We start from the raw sequence: 18,428 nt of genomic DNA on the forward strand, positions 1-18,428 counted from the left end.
AATATATTTGTAATGCCATAATTAAAGCAAAAGATTGTTTTAAATACTCTTGTCTAAATTTCCATATTAATTTCCTACATTTACAGACTTAATGTAACGAAATTATGATTAACACTTTAACATCTTTGCGATTTATATTCGCCATGATGGTTTTTGGGGCGCACTGTTATGTAATAGATAATCACTTCGATATCCATTTTTTCAAGGAGGGATTTGTAGGGGTTAGTTTCTTTTTCATGCTAAGCGGTTTTATTATAGCGTACAATTATCAAAAGAAATTTAGTGAGAATAAGATAACCAAACGCACTTTTTGGGTAGCACGCATCGCCCGTATTTATCCCTTACACTGGCTGACCTTATTGATTGCCGTCGCTTTAGGAAACTATGTAATAGCATCGGGAACTATAGATTGGTGCAAGCATTTCCTCGCCTCACTCACATTGACAAACGCCTATATACCAAAAGACAATTACTTTTTTTCATTCAACAGTCCTTCGTGGAGTTTATGTTGTGAACAGCTTTTCTATATTTGTTTTCCTTTCCTTATAGCATTCACGAAAGACTATAGAAAGTTACTTAGCACTTTCTTGATTTGCGCGATATTGAGCGTTGTCGGTATGTATTTTACTCCTATGGAAAGTATAAAAGGATATTGGTATGTTAATCCAATCACCCGACTTCCGGATTTTATAGCCGGGATGCTATTATTTCAATTATACGACCATTTGAAAACTAAAAACATCACCTCCAGCCAAGGAAGTATCATAGAGATCGCGTCAATAGCATTATTCTTAAGTTTCTATCTGTATGCCGCTGAAATCCCCAAAGTATACCGATACTCCTGCTACTACTGGATTCCCATCGCGTTTATCCTAATAAGTTTTTCCCTGCAAAAAGGTATGGTCTCACGACTCCTATCGAACCGCCTCTTAGTGATTGGCGGAGAAATCAGTTACAGTTTCTATTTGATTCATCTTTTTGTACTGCTCTCTTATGCTAAATGGCAAAAAGAAAGCGACTTTCATATAGACTGGTACATCTCGATCCCGCTTCTATTTTGTGTCATAATCCTGTTGAGCCTGCTTTCTTACTACTATTTCGAGAAGCCTATGAACAAACTCGTTAAAACATTATTAAGCAAACAATCGATGAGGCAACCGGTTAAGCATGAAGAGAAAGCCTAAGAAAATAACCGTATCAGCCTAAAATTGATTATCTTTGCGAACTCAAAACAAGTCGCTTGGGGCGACTATATAACAGATTGATAATAAAAAATACGATAATAATATGGCATTACAATGTGGCATTGTGGGACTTCCGAACGTAGGAAAGTCTACCCTTTTCAATTGTCTATCCAACGCGAAGGCACAATCAGCGAACTTTCCGTTCTGTACGATCGAACCGAATGTAGGCGTGATCACCGTACCCGACGAGCGACTGAATAAACTAGCGGAAATCGAACATCCGCAACGAGTGATCCCCACCACCGTAGAGATCGTGGATATCGCCGGATTGGTGAAAGGAGCGAGTAAAGGCGAGGGACTGGGCAATAAGTTCTTGGCTAATATCCGTGAGACAGACGCTATCTTGCACGTATTGCGTTGCTTCGACGACGATAATATCGTGCACGTGGACGGACGTGTAGACCCGGTCCGTGATAAGGAGATCATTGACTATGAGCTTCAGATCAAGGATTTGGAAACGATAGACAGCCGTATCGCCAAGGTGCAGAAACAAGCGCAAACCGGAGGTGATAAGCAAGCCAAGATCGCTTACGAGGTACTTTGTAAATACAAAGAGGCTTTAGAACAAGGAAAAAGCGCACGTACCGTTTCTTTTGATACGAAAGACGAGGAACGCATTGCCCACGATTTATTCTTGCTGACGGATAAACCTGTCATGTATGTTTGTAACGTGGATGAGGCTAGCACCGTAAACGGCAATAAATATGTAGATGCCGTACGCGAGGCGGTTAAAGACGAGGATGCCCAGATTCTAGTAGTCGCCGCTAAGATCGAGAGCGAGATCGCTGAGTTCGATACCTATGAGGAACGCCAGATGTTCTTACAAGAGATTGGATTGGAAGAGTCCGGCGTAAGCCGTTTGATTAAATCGGCTTATAAATTATTGAATCTGCAAACCTTCTTGACCGCCGGACCGGACGAATGTCGTGCGTGGACGTTCCATAAAGGCTGGAAAGCTCCTCAATGCGCCGGTGTTATTCATACGGACTTCGAAAAAGGATTTATCCGTGCCGAGGTGATCAAGTACGAGGATTATATCGCTTATGGCTCCGAGGCTGCTGTTAAAGAGGCCGGAAAGATGAGCGTTGAAGGTAAGGAATATGTTGTGCAAGATGGAGATATCATGCATTTCCGTTTCAATGTATAAAGAGTAATCGAAATAAATTATATCTTTGAAACCGGGTAAAATAGCGTAAAGCTAATTTTACCCGGTTTTCTTATATCCTTTAAATCTATATGTATATGAAACGTTTTCTCAATTCTGTACTTTGTATGTGTATCGCCGCTTTTTGTACGCATGCCCAAAAAAAGAATGTGACTAGTGTGCTGGAAGTGATGGACATTACGACCGGGCAACGTTCCGTTGTCAAGGAATTCCCTTTTTTAATCGAGGCACCTAACTGGACTCCGGATGGCAATTGGCTTGTATATAATAGTGGAGGAAAATTATATAAGCTCTCTCCGGAATCTCCGGGCGAGCCGCAATTAATCAATAGCGACTATGCGACCCGTTGCAACAACGACCATGTGATCTCCGCAGATGGCAAACAAATAGCGATCAGTAACGGAACGAAAGAAGATGGCCGGTCGCGTGTCTATACCCTGCCTTTCGAAGGAGGTGTTCCCCGGTTGATTACCCCACTCGGTCCTAGCTACCTACACGGGTGGAGCCCCGACGGAAAACAACTCGCTTATTGCGCTGAAAGAAACGGTAATTTTGATGTTTACGTCATTCCTTCCCTAGGCGGAGAAGAAAAACGTCTTACGACAGCCGAAGGTTTGGACGATGGCCCCGAATACTCACCTTGCGGACAATATATCTGGTTCAACTCCGTACGTACCGGGCTTATGCAAGTCTGGCGCATGAAAGCGGATGGTTCCGAACAAACCCAAATGACATTCGATGAGACCCGTAATTCTTGGTTTCCCCACATCTCTCCGGATGGAAAACAAATCGTTTTCATCACCTATACAAAAGGAGATCTGGAACCCGGACAGCACCTCGCCAATAAAAACGTAGAGTTACGCCTTATGCCGGCCGAGGGCGGAGAACCTAAGACTTTAGTCAAACTATTCGGCGGCCAAGGTACCATAAACGTAAACTCTTGGGCACCCGATAGCAAACGATTCGCTTTCGTCAGCTACCGGTTAAATTGACTCGTTCCCGTCTCTCCTGTATTCGGAAGGAATAACCCCCGTCTGCTTAATAAACGCACGACGGAACGTACTGATAGAATAGAAGCCCGAACGTTCGGCTATCTCTTGTATACTGGCCAGAGGTTCGGCTTCCAATAGACGTTTACTTTCCTCTACCCTGAAATGGTTTACGTAATCCGAGAAGGAACAACCTAGTTCTTTATTAAACAATTGGGATAGATAAGAACGGCTCATCGGGAAGATCCGCTGTAAATCCGTTAAGCGCAAATCTTCCCGTAGATAGGGCTTTTCACGTTCAAACCACGCCTGTACTTCCTCAACATACCTTTGGCGTATGATGCCTTTCTGTTCCTCACTACCTTGATCATCATCCGTATCCTCCTCCAAATCGGGTAATCCCCATCCGCTCTCGAATGTGTGATCCAAATGGATAACCTTTAGGAACAAGGCCTTATAAAAGAAATAGTACCATAAAACCAATAAAAACGTTTTGTCGATTACATATAGGCTAACCCGATCCGTAAACAACAATACCAAATAAAAAATATACATAGAAGAAAGGATCAGCATGGTCTTTTTCAACCAGTCCAGATCATAATCTTCCGGGTCCGATACATTTTCCCTTAAATACACCTTAAATCCCTCACTATAGCGCAAGATCAGATAAATAGGAACGATCATATACAGAAGCGTGAAAAATAAAATCAAAAGCCTTATAACCACATCCAGATTCAAGGTATCGAATACCTCGCCAAAAGAGTTATAACGATGAATATTTCCACCGGATAGCCGGTAAATCAAAAAAGAAATACCCAATACCCATATCGGACTGGTAAAAATAAAGAAACGGCGAACGGTCATATAGCAAGGTCGTAACACTTCTATCACGTAACAAGCCAATGTAGCTACCACAATACATCCCATAATCAGCACATCCGGATGAAATATCTCTTTTGAATCCTCTAAATACAGGTTAACCGATACTCGTACCGCCGCTAAAAACGCCCATAATAACATACTCCACCCCAAAATCTGTTTTGCCCTATTCTCACGGGCCCGTAGTAGCAGGGTAATACCACCAAAAACACAAAAGCCTAATATCTGTAAGCTTAGTAGAAACTGAATTTTATCCAACATAATAACACTACCTCCTATCTATTAAACAATACGCCCCCCGAATGTTCTTTTTGACCCCTCAGTTAACAATATGAACGCCTTAGACAATTTGAACGATCTAATTTTATACGATTTCACCGACGTTTTAGACCGTATGCACCTCCCTTTCCCCTTAACCACCCGATATTTGCATCCAGAAGTTTCACACAAAAATAAGTAAAATAATGAGAAATTTAGTACTCTTTACCAGTATGATTTTAAGCTTTTGGGGTTGCTCCAACGACAAAGACTTCGGAGGTCTTGAGAATATCGGCTGGAATGAAAAACCACTCCAAATAACGACTCGTATCCTAACTACAAAATCCACCAATTTTATACAAGAATTTAAAGAAGGCTCTATGCTCGGACTACAAATCACGTCCGGTACAGTCGACGATTTATACAATGGCATATCCACTTATAAAAACGTAAGCGTAAAAGCTTATAGAGTGAATGGAAAAATCCGGTGGCAACAGAGTCCGGAAGTGATCCTCGACTCTAATGAAGCTACGATATACGCATATTATCCATATCAAGAAGATATAAATTTTAACGCCCGGCAGATACCTGTTAAACTGGCCCCGAACGCATTGGAGACCGATGATTATATGTATGGAACCCATGCGATCGGACAAAAAGCAGTCAACAGTACCTCGCCACTTGTATTACTCAGCATGAATCATGCCCTATCGCTTATATCTTTCCAGCTGAACCTAAGCAAAGGCAAGACAGGTGCCTTTATTATAAGTTCCGTTCAAGTAGGAAATAAGCCCGGTGGAACAACTTTAGTCAGCGAAGGAACCCTCGATATCACGACAGGCGATATCATCGGTTCTACCGCCCGTAGCACGTCCGCATCCACGGTATTATCCTTGACGAATCCAGTTACCCTCATCAACGAGAAATATTGTGATCCTATGCGGCTCATGGTAATTCCACCTTCCGGCACGATCGGAACCGGAGACGTGGAGACCTTATTCACGATCAACGGAGAAACCTACAAATTTGACATACCCGCTAACACCCAATGGGAAAAAGGGAAAAAATATTTATATAAGCTAAGCTTTAACGGAAGGTCGTTACAATTGCGAGACGTCTCTATCACAGACTGGTTACCGGGTAACGACGAAGGATTGATTGGCAATATCATGTAAGTTTTTTATGTTGTGGTTATTAAGGTGTAATGCCGTGGCAAGCTTTGATCCGTTTGCCACCGGCAACTACACTGAAAATAACAATTGGCTCTATCATTCCGGCGAATTAGACCATCGGCGTCACTACCCGTACGATGTGTTTTTCACTCAGCCGACTCTATATATTCTCTCAATAAGAGAAACAACGGGTCTCGTCCAAATACCCTTTTACATTCAAGGGCTATCATTCCCTCTCAACTTATCGCCAAAAACACTCTTCTATTTGACTATTACAAGAACGAGACCCGTTTAATAATATCTTTATATCTCTTGGATATATTGATTATTATAGTATACAATAAAGCAGGTTACTTTGCGTATTAAGAGGATAAAACAATCGTTACTATATAATATATAAAAATATCATTTTATAACAGGAATGATAATTAATAGTAATAGAATAATAAACTATATTGGCTCAAATGTTTATTGTTTGAAAGGTTCCATTAAAACATTAGACAAAATGAACAAATTATTATTAATTACGATCTTGTTAATCATCTTTACCGGATGTCATGAAAATCAGCAGTGGATGTCCAAAGAGAAATCAACCACACGAAAGTCAGTTCTTGAAATGACCACCCGGTCCTATACGGCAGGTTCTTCAGTATTCACCGAAATTCTGCCCGAAGGGTCCGAAATAGGATTATTTATAACCTATGGTAATCAAGACAGTTTATATAAAGGCGCATCTCTTTATAAAAACGTAAAATCAAAGGCTGTAGGCTCATCAAAAGGTTCTTTAAAATGGAAACAAACACCGCAGGTATTCCTCAGATCTAATCGACCAGTCATGATCTACGCTTACTCACCTTATAAAGTACAAATACCGTTAGATCCCACTTCCATACCGATCAAAATATCCCCAATCGCGGCGGAAACCCCCTTTTATAAATATGGGAGGCTCTCGCAAGGTCAAAAAGAGGTTAACCGTAAATCTCCGCTCGCGAAACTCTCCATGAATTACGCGTTATCACTTCTCTCTTTCGAAATATATCAAGATTCGAACATTAACGGGCTATTCAAGCTAACCTCCATACAGATCGGTAACCGTGCGGGAGGTAATACCTTGCAGTATACCGGCACAATGGATATCGTAACCGGAAATATCAAAGGAACTCCCGGGGCACACAAGGCCACTTTACTTACAATAGATCCATCCGTAACTTTACGACACGCGAAAGCGGAGGAGCAAAATATCCGTATAGTCCCTACCTACTCTCCTATCCGGGAAAAAGAAGTTGAGGCGATCTTTACGATCAATGGGAAGACTTACAAATACATCATTCCGGAAGGCACCTGTTGGAATAAAGGATATAAATACTCATACAAATTCTACTTCGATGGTAAGGAGATTAAGTTTCACGACTTAGTTGCCTGCATTTGGATACCTAAGTTGAATAAAAAATAATTCTTTTTTTGCCTATTTTTGTAACAAACAAATCCCTTATCCCGTCTTCTTTGTGAAAGCCCCCACTCTAAGGCGCACGGACGAAGGGCGATCCAAAAACATAGTATTAACGAAAAAGTCAATTACAATGAAAAGATTACTAGTGTTACTGGCCATCCTCCTTATCAGCCAAGTAGGATACGGGCAGCAGAAGATGGATCAATTATTCAATGCTTTCCGGGGTGAAAGCGATGTTACTTCCGTAAATATCGGAAACATAACGATGAAGCTAGCCAGCCTGTTCACCGAGACAATGGGAGTAAACGGTATAGAGATCCTTGAATTTGATAATTGTGCCCAAGAGGTGAAAGACCGACTGTCTACCGCCATACGGAACCTGAGAGATCCTGATTATGAGACGATGGTTACGGCAAATGAAAGGGACAGTCGCACGAAAGTTCTTGTCAAAATAAAAGAGGATATGATCCGTGAACTGGTCATATTCACGACAGGAAGCGACAATGCGTTAATCCGTATCAAAGGAAAGATCAGCCCGTCCGATCTAGACCGGGTAATCAATGAGCACAAAACTGGAAATTATTAAGGGCGATACTGATGGACGTTGATGTTTTTAAACAACGGTTCCTACCCTTTCATCCTAAACTCTATCGGATCGCTTATGCCTTATTAGACAATAAAGCGGATGCGGAAGACATACTTCAAGATGCCTATTGCAAATTATGGAATAAAAGGGATGAGCTGGGAGATATCCAGAATCCGGAAGCATTTTCCATAACATTGGTCAAAAATCTTTGTCTGGATTTCCTGCGCTCGCCCAAAGCAAGCCGAAGAGACAACGAAGAGGCATTGGAGACCGTTCTATTAACGACCGACTCCTCGCCGGAAAAGGAATTGGAAGAAAAAGAGGATATCCGGCATATACAGGAACTGATCGAGCAGCTCCCCGAGAACCAGAGGCAGGTAATCCGCCTGCGTGGTATTGAGGATTGTTCCTATGAGGACATTGAACAGATTACAGGGCTTAGCTCCTCTAATATAAGAACATTACTTTCCCGGGCACGCAAATTGATCCGGGAGAAACTAGAAAAAGCAAGTTGTCATGGATGATAAAAAGATAGATGAACTAATAAACAAGGCACTCCAAGAGGATTTAGCCTTACCGGAGGGACTTTCCGAAAGGCTGGAACGACGAATCGACTTCCTAGCCCAAGAAGAGGTATCTCCCCGAGTCTCACGAAGACGTTCCTTCTATTGGATAAGCGGAATCGCCGCCGCTATTCTTGGCGCCCTATTCCTCATCTTCACGGAGACAAATCGTCCGGCTCCCACTATGGCCGATACCTTTACCGATCCTGAAGAGGCAGCTGTCGTAGCCCAAAATGCCTTGGCGTTCATGTCTAGGAATTTAAACAAAGGTCTCGGGCAGGTCAATGAAGCCGGTCAAGAGATCACAAAAATAAACAAGATCGTAAATAAACATTTAAATGATTAATACAATGAGACTCAAACAACTATATACAATACTGCTTCTCTGCTGCGTGAATATCTGTTTTGCCCAGAACAAGCTTTTCGACAAATATGCGGATATGGACGATGTTACTTCCGTATATATCTCCAAGAAGATGTTTCAGATGATGCCGGTCATGGAAACCGCCGGACTCAACCTTGCCAATCTGAAAGGGAAAATAGAATCCCTGCAAATACTCACCACCCAAAAAGCGGATTTGAGGGAACGAATGCGAGGGGAGCTCAAAGCCTTGATCGGAAAGGACCATGAGGAACTCATGCGAGTAAAAGACGGAAAGACCAAAGCCAATTTCTACGTCAAGCAACAAGGAGAACTGATACAGGAGTTGATCATGATAGCCGACATGGACGATGGGGGTTTCAGCGTCATGCAATTGTTAGGGCGTTTTACGCTCCAAGATGTGCAGGAAATTACCAGTGAGATCAACAAATAATTAGGATAATTTCGTGAAAACCATCGGCTTTTTATAGTATCTTCACCACCATAAGTTAAACAAAAATCATACGCGTATGAAAAGATTCATTTTTACAGGGATAATCATCCTGTTTGTTATGGCTGGATGTGGAGGCGACCATTCATCGACCGATGGTCTTATAACCGTGGATGTAAACGATAGTTATTCAACCAAAAAAGAGTTGGTCCTTCAAGACTTCATGGATGTGGAGTATATTCCGCTGGAAACAAACGATGAGTTTATCAATCGGGCATGCGTGCAGGCGGTTGGCGAGAAATACATAATCGTGACAAACTTTTACGATGATGGCAATATTTTCGTATATGGCCGGAACGGAAAAGCTATTCGCAAAATAAATCGCAAGGGACAAGGTGGAGAAGAATACGTGTCTATGAGATCGGTTTCGTTAGATGAAGAAAACGAAGAGATTTTCGTAAATGATTTTCATGCGAAAAAGATAAGGGTTTATGATTTGGAAGGAAATTTCAAACGAAGTCTGAATCAAAGAAGCGAGAAAAGTTCGTTTTACGTGGAAATGCTTGATTATGACAAGGACAACTTGATTTGCTATGATAAGTTTAATTTTGAGGTACCGTTCTTGCTTGTGTCGAAGCAAGATGGAAGTATAACGAAAGAAATCACGGTTCCATATAAAGAGAAGCAATTATTCCATATCGTTGAAAGACTTTATGATAAAGGAGAAACAAGAGCAGCTGGACCAGGTCCGTATAACAGTATAATTCCTTTTAAGGGTAATTGGATTCTATTTGAGGCCTCTGCAGATACGGTCTACACCTTAATGCCTGATTACAGTTTGCGCCCGCTTATCGCACGAACACCCCCTATCCACACCATGGATCCGGGCGTTTTCGTCGTCTTAAGATTGATTTCCGATCGTTATTATTTCATGGAAAGCGTAACGAATATATATGATTTTAACACAGGAGAAGGTTTCCCGAGAAAGTACTTCGCATACGATACGCAAGAAAAGAAATTTTTCAACTATATCACATACAACGATGATTATTCTTATAAGAAAGAAATCTATATGGTGACATTTCCTCCCATCAATTCAAAAGGCGAATTGTGTTCTACCATCAATGCTTCCGATCTTTGCCAGGACTATAAAAGGGGAAAGCTGAAAGGCAAACTAAAAGAGGTAGCCGCGACATTGGAAGAGGATGACAACCGGGTGGTAGTGTTGGTGAGACCTAAAAAGTAAACGATTACCAATCATCGGTAATACGATCAAGCGGATTATTTCCCCGTAATAATCCGCTTAATCTCACTCAGTTTGTTCAAGGCTTCCAAGGGGGTAAGATTATTCACGTCCAAGTTCTTGATCTCATCCCGTACTTGGCTCAACACCGGATCATCCAACTGGAAGAAACTCAGCTGATACCCCTCGGCGGCAGACGCGATCGCTTTTACAGGTTTACCCCCGATGCCTTCCTGACGATTCTCGGACTCCAACTGCTTCAAGATCTCATTCGAACGCTTCACGATGCTTTTAGGCATACCGGCCATTTTCGCCACGTGGATACCAAAGCTATGCTCGCTTCCTCCCGGTATCAACTTACGCAAGAATATCACCTTATTCCCTACTTCCTTGACCGATACGTTATAGTTCTTGATCCGCTTAAAGGCACGCTCCATCTCGTTCAGCTCGTGGTAATGGGTAGCGAACAGCGTCTTCGCCTTCGCATTCGGGTGCTCATGAATATATTCCACGATCGCCCAAGCGATCGATATGCCATCGTAGGTACTGGTACCCCGGCCTAACTCGTCGAACAGTACCAAGCTCCGGGAAGTCATATTATTCAATATATCGGAGGCCTCATTCATCTCTACCATAAAAGTAGACTCACCCACCGAGATATTATCCGAGGCACCTACACGGGTAAATATCTTATCCACGATACCTATATGGGCGCTCTCGGCCGGAACAAAGCAACCGATTTGCGCCATGAGCGTAATCAAGGCTGTCTGACGCAATAAGGCGGACTTACCGGCCATATTCGGACCCGTGATAATGATGATCTGTTGTTTCTCGTCATCCAGATAGACATCATTGGCGATATAAGGTTCTCCCAAGGGCAGTTGTTTCTCGATTACCGGGTGGCGACCTCCCTTTATGTCGATCTTGTCGGAATCACTCACGATCGGACGGATATACTTATTCGCCTCCGCGGCCTTGGCGAAAGATAAAAGGCAATCGATACGCCCGATCAAGTTCGCGTTCATCTGGATAGGCGGAATATACTCCGTCAAGGCCAATACCAGCTCATTGAAAAGGCGGGTCTCCAGAGCAAGGATCTTTTCTTCCGCCCCTAATATCTTCTCCTCGTATTCCTTCAACTCCTCGGTAATATAGCGCTCGGCGTTCACCAAGGTCTGTTTACGGATCCAATTCGCCGGGACTTTATCCTTATGGGTATTACGTACCTCTATATAATAGCCGAAGACGTTGTTGAAAGCGATCTTCAAGCTTGGGATACCCGTCAATTCGATCTCGCGCTGCTGTACCTTCAACAAATAATCCTTGCCGGAATAAGCGATGGCACGCAAGTCATCCAATTCCTCGTTGACCCCCTTCGCTATAATTCCTCCCTTATTGACCAACGAAGGGGGATCGTTATTAATCTCTTTCTCAATCCGGTCGCGGATCAAGGCGCAAGCGTTTAATTGCTCCCCGATCCGGCATAAGCTGGGTTCCTCACTCGCCATACATGCCTCCTTGATCGGCTCGATCGCACGAAGCGCGACCTTTAGCTGAACCACCTCACGAGGAGATACACGGCCGACAGCCACCTTGGAGATAATACGTTCCAAATCGCCGATCTGCTCCAACTGCGTATCCAGCAACTCCTTTGTCTCCGGTTCACGGAAGAAATAATCCACGACCTCTTGGCGTTCTTGGATCGGTTTTACATCCTTTAGCGGGAATAGTATCCACCGGCGAAGCATACGAGAACCCATCGGCGAGATCGTCTTATCGATCACGTCCAACAAGCTTGTTCCCTCATCGTTCATCGTACCCACCAGTTCCAAGCTGCGTACCGTAAACTTATCCAAGCGGACGTATCGATCCTCCTCGATACGGGATAAAGCGGTGATATGGGAAATATGCGTGTGCTGGGTCTGGTCCAGATAATACAGAATCGCCCCGGAAGCGATAATACCTAATTTCAGATGTTGTACGCCAAAACCCTTCAGGTTCTTCGTCTCGAAATGCTTCAACAGGCGATCCTCGGCAGCCGAGGTCGTAAAGATCCAGTCATCCAGCTCAAAGATAAAGAAACGAGGACCGAAAGCCTCCTCGAAACGTTTCTTGTTTCCTCGTTCGATCAAGACTTCCTTCGGGGAAAAGTTATTGAGTAATTTGTCGATATAGTCTATAGAACCCTCCGCCGTCATAAACTCGCCGGTAGAGATATCCAAGAAAGAGATACCACATACCTCCTTGGCGAAATGGATAGAGGCCAAGAAATTATTCTCTTTATGATTCAGTATATTATCATTGATGGAAACACCGGGAGTCACCAATTCCGTAATACCCCGCTTCACCAGTTTCTTCGTCAACTTAGGGTCTTCCAGCTGGTCGCAAATAGCCACACGCTTTCCGGCCCGCACCAACTTCGGCAGATAAGAATCCAAGGCATGATGTGGAAATCCCGCCATCTCGACATGCTGCGCCACGCCATTCGCACGTTTGGTCTGTACGATACCCAGTATTTCCGCGCCAATCACGGCGTCCTCGCCATACATCTCGTAAAAGTCTCCAACCCGGAATAAAAGGATAGCGTCCGGATGTTTCGCTTTTATATCGAAATACTGCTTCATCAAAGGGGTTTCCACAACTTTTGCCACGATAGTAATCTTTTAAATGCGTTTACAATTTATCCGCACAAAGGTACTATTTTTTTTCTATCCGTTTACTTTCTTATAATCCGCTAGAAAAGTAGCCAGCCCACTATCCGTTAACGGGTGTTTCAATAAGCCTTTAATGGCGGACAAAGGACAAGTAGCCACATCCGCCCCGGCCTCCACGCATTGGATGATATGCTGGGTGCTACGGATAGAAGCCGCCAATACTTGGGTATCATAATCGTAATAATCATACATTTCCACGATCTTACGTACCAGCTCTATCCCGTCGCTGGCGATATCATCCAAACGCCCGACGAACGGCGATACATACGTAGCCCCGGCCTTAGCCGCCAATAACGCCTGACCGACAGAGAAAACCAGCGTACAATTCGTACGGATGCCTTTTCTGGTGAAATATTTTATCGCTTTAATCCCCGCTTCGATACAAGGTACTTTAACGACTATATTAGGATGTAAAGCTGCCAACTCCTCCCCTTCTTTTATCATGCCCTCTAAGTCGGTAGCGATTACCTCGGCGCTTACATCCCCGCCCACGATCTCGCAAATTTCCAAATAGTGTTTCCGTTGATTTTCCACCCCCCGGATTCCCTCTTTCGCCATTAAGGACGGATTAGTCGTCACGCCATCCAATACTCCCAATTCATTCGCTTCCCGGATTTGATCCAGATTCGCCGTGTCAATAAAAAACTTCATAGCTTTACACTTTAATGTTACGTATTTATATAACCCTTCTGATTCGCTATTAGTTCTAAATCAACCGCCTCAATCGCCTACTAATTCGATATACAAGTCGTTAAGCCATTTGCGGAGATGTAAGACGGCGTATCTTTTCCGGGACAGAAGCGTATTCACCGGAACATCCGTCGCCTCGGAGATCTCCTTAAAAGAAAAGCCTTCCAGCTCGGTCAACTCAAAAACCGTACGCTGCTCATCCGGCAACTCCGCTAAAGCGTTCTCTAACTCCTCCCATACCAAGGAACGGATAAAATCCATCTCAGGGGACTGATCCTCATCCATCAGCCACTCAGAAATCTCATTCATAAACCTTCCTTCCGAATCTTCCCCTTGCTTATAGGGCATTGGCTCCTCCGTATGCTTCCTGCTACGATCTATGATCTGGTTCCTCGCCACGGAATAAAGCCAAGCAGATACTTGCCCTATCACGGTACCCTCCGAGTCTGTTTTCAACAGTTGGTAAAAAACATTTTGTAAGATATCCTCGCAATCCTCTTTGGAGGGGACTCGTTTAGAGATAAAACTCTTTAGCTGAGATTGGTATTTCCTGAATATATCCGATATAGGTATATTTTCAGTCTGCCGTGTCATTCTTTCTCCTCATTAAAGCCATTCATCCATCTACGAATAAAGGCTTTTTTCTCCTCCAGAGATACATGTCCCATCCGCTCATGAAAACGCCTATGCTCTTTCCACCAATTCACATTCCGGTTACCCATGAAACCGAAGTGATGCCAAGGTCCCCCAAACAATAGGCGTGTCAATACCATCAAGCCTGCCGCCTGCCAGTAATTGATAGTCGTCCAGCCCGTGATAGACGGGATCAAGGCATTCCACAACAACATAACCACTGCTACGATCGCCGCGAAGACAGCGATAAATATAACGACGTGCGTTATTTTTCTCCATGCGTTCATATTACTTATCTGATTTTTTATTCGTTTTTACTTTGTGGTCACTAACTCAATCGCCTTAGCAGGACATATATGGACACATTTCCCGCATCCTACGCAGTTTTCCAGATATTCCACGGAAGCCAGCAGGCAGTGTCCGTTATCGATCATCTTCAACACATCGCGCCTACATCTATCAACGCAACTTCCACATCCTGTACAATCATATGAGGCTATCTCCAAAGAGAGTACCTCCTTCTTTTTATGCCAAAACATCTTTTCTTCTCTTTTAATTATTAAACTTCATTCTCGAGTCAGACATGTCCTTCTATTTAGGGAGACGATCGAGAAGAAAAGATATTTTATGAGAATACTTATTTTACAGACAAAGTATATTTCCTATCGATCCATTCGGCCAATGAAATACCGCCCAATTCTTCGATAGTCTCTTTCCTTTTATAAGGTTTTAGTTGATGAATACGTTTCCAAATATCATTAAGCCAGACCTCATATCGGTTAGGCAACATAAGTTCTGGACGGAATTCCGATATATCTAAGTCTAAATCATCACTATAAAGAAGATAGTTCTTTATTAAAGTCGCAGATTCTAACAACTCACCAACCACATGCGGTAAAGGAAAAGGCAGAAGTTCATCATTCAGTTTCAATTGTTGGCCCCCTGCGGAAAAAGTGTCCCGCATATGAAAATTAACAACAGACCGGCGCGTACATAACCATAAGGCAGCATTCTCATAATTCCCACTCACTACTTCCGGGAATAAAATAAATATCTCCGCTTTTAGTCTCTTATTCCTTTCCGGATCCGCATATTCTCCATTATCCACCCACAGGCTTATATTCATATCCGTATGCTCCTCCAAACTTTCCTCAGCGGAAGTGCCCAACCACCAAGGCATAGCTTTCTTTTTGGCTTTAATGGCTTTTTCCCTATAATATTTTCGAACGATCTCTATAGAATCCGGAGCATTCCTTAATTGATCATAAGCAACTCCCATCTTACTAAAAATAGTCTGCTCTTTCGTTAATTCCATATTAATCAAATAACGGGGAGAATGGGTAACAGCTATATCGGAGAGACAATCCTCATAAGGACGGCACTTAAACTCCGCCGTCTTACCTCCCAGTTTGCCGAAGAGCATATAGATATTTTCTACATTCTTATCACGTGTAGACTCCACGATGCTACTTCCCGTAGATGTCCAATGGTTCTCTTTTGTAGATTTTACCTCAACCCCATAATATTTCTCCGCGATAATATCTGGAAAATATTGGGCGGAAACCAAGCGTATCTCCTCCACACGGAAAGGAGTTCTACCGCAAAGTTCTTTCATCACGTTCACTACTACATTTTCCAGTTCCTTACTCTTACAATCGCAATACGTACCCGGAATAGCAGCTGCTTTTTCATTCAAGTATGATTCCAGCATAAACATAAAATCCGCAAAAGCCTCATCCGCTTTTTGAAGATTTCTATTACGCACAGTAATAATATTCTCCTCTTCCATATTATCTCTTTTTAAAATACAACGGCCATAAAGTCTGTATGCGATTCGCTATATGATACGCTAATACTGGAGGAACCGCGTTACCGATCACCTTATAAGCGCCTGAGGCACTTAACTCAAAACGTGTACTGTTCTTTTTATGGGAGACAAACGTATAATCCGGCGGAAACGTCTGTATCAAAGCACATTCTCGAGGAGTTAAGCGACGTTCTTGTAAACCGGCGTCTAATTCTTCCGTAATAACGCCCCCATGCTCCCGGGATAAACGACGGTATTCTATATTTCCATGATGCTCGGAACGAATCGTCGGGCCAATATTATCCAGCGCGATCTCCTTTTGACCTTGACAATGAGCTCCCATATATTTCGCCTGTGAATAATACCGCTGGGATGGATCTTCTGTCCTATCCGGTTCCTCCAATCCTACAAATACATCCCGACAAACCACCGGTGGCAATAGTTTCTTATCTTCCACGGTGCAAGCATGTGTCGGACTCGGATAAGGATCGTAAGCTTTGGGTATCTTCTCCTCTTGAAGCGCTCTTAAAGCCTTAACCTTTAACGCGGACTTACGTATCCCGATAAAAATCACACGCTCTCTAGACTCCGGAACCCCATAATTGCCCGCATGTAAAACTTGAGGATCTAAAACAATATATCCATCCCCAGCCGCATGGGCGAAGTCTCTCTGAATAATACTTTTCACGTCTCCCAGATTCACCAGTCCCTTCACGTTCTCCGCGATAAATATCTTGGGTCTCGTAATATCGATCACCTGCTTCATCCAATAGTAAAGTTTACCCCTCGTCTCTTCCGAGGCCTCATCGTCCTCACGCAATTTCCCGGTATGATCCTTATTCGACTCAAATCCCAGACGTTTACCAGAGACACTGAAATCCTGGCAAGGAAAACCTCCCGTGACGACATCTATATTTTTAGGGAAAACTTTTTTCCCCGCTCGATGCTCTTTCACCAAGTCTACGATACTCTTTGTATTATAAACGTTTTTATCATATCCGAATCGATCCATATATTGAAGCCAAGCGGTTTGTGCCTCTTTCAATATATCATTCGCAAAGACCGTTCGAAAACGATTCTTCTGTAAACGAACCCAGTGTTCATCGATAACCTCTTGAACCCAGGTACTTTGAGGAGATATAGACTTACGATGACATATAAAATCCCCCTCGAATCCTAAATCCATGCCCCCACATCCAGAGAACAGGGACAAGACCCGTAGTTCATTTGATGTATCAACCTCCTTTTCACTCATTTTCATATTCGATCCTTACTATAAGATATGCTTAAAGAACCACAAATTTACGAAGAATTTCAATTTTTTTGTTTTCATAGTCAATTGATTTTGATTCGGCATCCACTATTGGATAGTTTGTCAAAGATAGTTCTTAATCACGAGAGAGACAATATCGCAAACAAAAAATGCCTCAATAATTCTTGAGAATCTATATACATTATACAAGCAAAAGCCATGCATAGAATTATCTCTCTACACATGGCTCTTTTCACGTACTCTTTTCTTATAGGCAGTTATTCATCTTTGTTTTGGTTCCAAATAAAACATTATGTGTTTCTATACTTTATTATTCTATCATTTCAAAACAAAAGGAACATATACAGAGAGCATCAAATCCGAAAGATGTCCACGACGGCCATTAGCCGGTCCGTTATTGAAATGCTTCAAGGTATTGAAACAGCCATACTGATAAGAAAGGCCGAACTCACAATGCTTGCTTAAACGATATCCCACCTTCGCCATCACGGACAGGTCAAACACGGCTTGTGGCTGTACATAAAGCGTAGGAGCGATACCGACACCTAAATGGAATTTCTTGGTAAAACGCCAATTCCAACTAGCGGCTACGGAGATAGGCATCACAAACTCATCGAAAACATCAGCTTTCTTAGAAACATATATACCATCCTCTATACTTTCATAATAAGGAAAATACTTCGTCGTTTCCATCTTCTGAAATCCCATCGTAATATCCAAATCATAAAAGAATTTCTGTTCCGGAAGGAATCGAAAGCGATAACCGATCATACTATTTAACTTATAATCGTGCCGATAAGACCAATTTGATTCATCACCCCAAGTAGTTCGTTTCCAACTATCTTGTAAAGGAAATCCAACACCGGCACCTACTAATAAGCCATGCTCAATTTGGGCGAAAGTAGAAGTAGAAACCAATAACAGTAAAAATAAAATTTTTTTCATAAATT

19 protein-coding genes are annotated in these 18,428 nt (G+C 42.8%); 10 read left to right on the plus strand and 9 right to left on the minus strand.

The genetic code is table 11. The annotated features are described in order from the left end of the window. Positions 1-104 precede the first annotated feature (104 nt). From ACESPU_RS07565 to ACESPU_RS07575, 3 genes are all read left to right on the plus strand, one after another. The gene (locus tag ACESPU_RS07565; RefSeq protein ID WP_005863786.1) at positions 105-1,184 is read left to right on the plus strand and encodes an acyltransferase; all 1,080 of its coding nucleotides are present in this window, start codon (positions 105-107) and stop codon (positions 1,182-1,184) included. 103 nt (positions 1,185-1,287) lie between these two features. Continuing rightward, complete coding sequence (ychF, locus tag ACESPU_RS07570; protein WP_373133238.1) at positions 1,288-2,391, plus strand: redox-regulated ATPase YchF; 1,104 nt, start codon at positions 1,288-1,290, stop codon at positions 2,389-2,391. Between the two features lie 95 nt (positions 2,392-2,486). After that, positions 2,487-3,401, plus strand: coding sequence for a TolB family protein (locus ACESPU_RS07575; RefSeq protein WP_158533063.1), 915 nt, complete (start codon positions 2,487-2,489; stop codon positions 3,399-3,401). Here ACESPU_RS07575 and ACESPU_RS07580 read toward each other — a convergent pair. Then, positions 3,393-4,538 (minus strand): helix-turn-helix domain-containing protein, encoded by a 1,146-nt coding sequence (locus ACESPU_RS07580; RefSeq protein WP_373133239.1) that lies wholly within the window; start codon positions 4,536-4,538, stop codon positions 3,393-3,395. The two genes, ACESPU_RS07575 and ACESPU_RS07580, sit on opposite strands and share 9 nt — an antisense overlap. A 203-nt stretch (positions 4,539-4,741) precedes the next feature. Between ACESPU_RS07580 and ACESPU_RS07585 the strand changes: the two genes are divergently transcribed. The 7 genes from ACESPU_RS07585 (at position 4,742) to ACESPU_RS07615 (ending at position 10,364) form a co-directional block, all read left to right on the plus strand. Continuing rightward, on the plus strand, positions 4,742-5,710 hold the full coding sequence (locus ACESPU_RS07585) for a fimbrillin family protein (protein WP_005860423.1): 969 nt from the start codon (positions 4,742-4,744) through the stop codon (positions 5,708-5,710). Positions 5,711-6,212: 502 nt separating this feature from the next. Further along, positions 6,213-7,160, plus strand: a complete 948-nt coding sequence (locus ACESPU_RS07590) for a fimbrillin family protein (RefSeq protein ID WP_048926929.1) — start codon at positions 6,213-6,215, stop codon at positions 7,158-7,160. A 127-nt stretch (positions 7,161-7,287) separates the two neighbouring features. After that, a complete protein-coding gene (locus ACESPU_RS07595) occupies positions 7,288-7,743 on the plus strand; it encodes a DUF4252 domain-containing protein (RefSeq protein WP_029257165.1) in 456 nt (151 codons plus the stop codon). Between the two features lie 11 nt (positions 7,744-7,754). Next, positions 7,755-8,267, plus strand: a complete 513-nt coding sequence (locus ACESPU_RS07600) for an RNA polymerase sigma factor (protein WP_005863772.1) — start codon at positions 7,755-7,757, stop codon at positions 8,265-8,267. Continuing rightward, complete coding sequence (locus ACESPU_RS07605; protein ID WP_048926931.1) at positions 8,260-8,652, plus strand: hypothetical protein; 393 nt, start codon at positions 8,260-8,262, stop codon at positions 8,650-8,652. The genes ACESPU_RS07600 and ACESPU_RS07605 overlap by 8 nt, the downstream gene beginning before the upstream one ends. Then, on the plus strand, positions 8,645-9,121 hold the full coding sequence (locus ACESPU_RS07610; protein ID WP_081024254.1) for a DUF4252 domain-containing protein: 477 nt from the start codon (positions 8,645-8,647) through the stop codon (positions 9,119-9,121). Before ACESPU_RS07605 ends, ACESPU_RS07610 begins: the two co-directional genes overlap by 8 nt. A 76-nt stretch (positions 9,122-9,197) precedes the next feature. Further along, complete coding sequence (locus ACESPU_RS07615; protein ID WP_048926932.1) at positions 9,198-10,364, plus strand: 6-bladed beta-propeller; 1,167 nt, start codon at positions 9,198-9,200, stop codon at positions 10,362-10,364. 35 nt (positions 10,365-10,399) lie between these two features. On the opposite strand, the gene mutS is transcribed toward ACESPU_RS07615, so the two are convergent. The 8 genes from mutS to ACESPU_RS07655 all read right to left on the minus strand — a co-directional run bounded on the left by mutS (position 10,400) and on the right by ACESPU_RS07655 (position 18,423). Beyond that, positions 10,400-12,985, minus strand: coding sequence for a DNA mismatch repair protein MutS (gene mutS / locus ACESPU_RS07620; RefSeq protein WP_154396195.1), 2,586 nt, complete (start codon positions 12,983-12,985; stop codon positions 10,400-10,402). Between the two features lie 84 nt (positions 12,986-13,069). Next, the gene (gene fsa, locus ACESPU_RS07625) at positions 13,070-13,726 is read right to left on the minus strand and encodes a fructose-6-phosphate aldolase (protein WP_005860406.1); all 657 of its coding nucleotides are present in this window, start codon (positions 13,724-13,726) and stop codon (positions 13,070-13,072) included. Positions 13,727-13,795: 69 nt separating this feature from the next. Next, on the minus strand, positions 13,796-14,359 hold the full coding sequence (locus tag ACESPU_RS07630) for an RNA polymerase sigma factor (RefSeq protein ID WP_048926934.1): 564 nt from the start codon (positions 14,357-14,359) through the stop codon (positions 13,796-13,798). Beyond that, the gene (locus ACESPU_RS07635) at positions 14,356-14,685 is read right to left on the minus strand and encodes a hypothetical protein (RefSeq protein WP_122370241.1); all 330 of its coding nucleotides are present in this window, start codon (positions 14,683-14,685) and stop codon (positions 14,356-14,358) included. The genes ACESPU_RS07630 and ACESPU_RS07635 overlap by 4 nt, the downstream gene beginning before the upstream one ends. 27 nt (positions 14,686-14,712) lie before the next feature. Then, a complete protein-coding gene (locus tag ACESPU_RS07640) occupies positions 14,713-14,937 on the minus strand; it encodes an ATP-binding protein (protein WP_048926936.1) in 225 nt (74 codons plus the stop codon). 98 nt (positions 14,938-15,035) lie between these two features. Then, positions 15,036-16,187, minus strand: coding sequence for a hypothetical protein (locus tag ACESPU_RS07645; protein WP_122370239.1), 1,152 nt, complete (start codon positions 16,185-16,187; stop codon positions 15,036-15,038). 1 nt (position 16,188) lies between these two features. Further along, on the minus strand, positions 16,189-17,460 hold the full coding sequence (locus ACESPU_RS07650) for a DNA cytosine methyltransferase (protein ID WP_009275478.1): 1,272 nt from the start codon (positions 17,458-17,460) through the stop codon (positions 16,189-16,191). Between the two features lie 336 nt (positions 17,461-17,796). After that, entirely contained in the window at positions 17,797-18,423 is a 627-nt protein-coding gene (locus ACESPU_RS07655; protein ID WP_005860400.1) for a hypothetical protein, read from the minus strand. Positions 18,424-18,428 lie beyond the last annotated feature (5 nt).

Source organism: Parabacteroides sp. 20_3, from assembly GCF_964238835.1.
In the GTDB taxonomy this organism is placed as follows: Bacteria; Bacteroidota; Bacteroidia; order Bacteroidales; family Tannerellaceae; genus Parabacteroides; species Parabacteroides distasonis.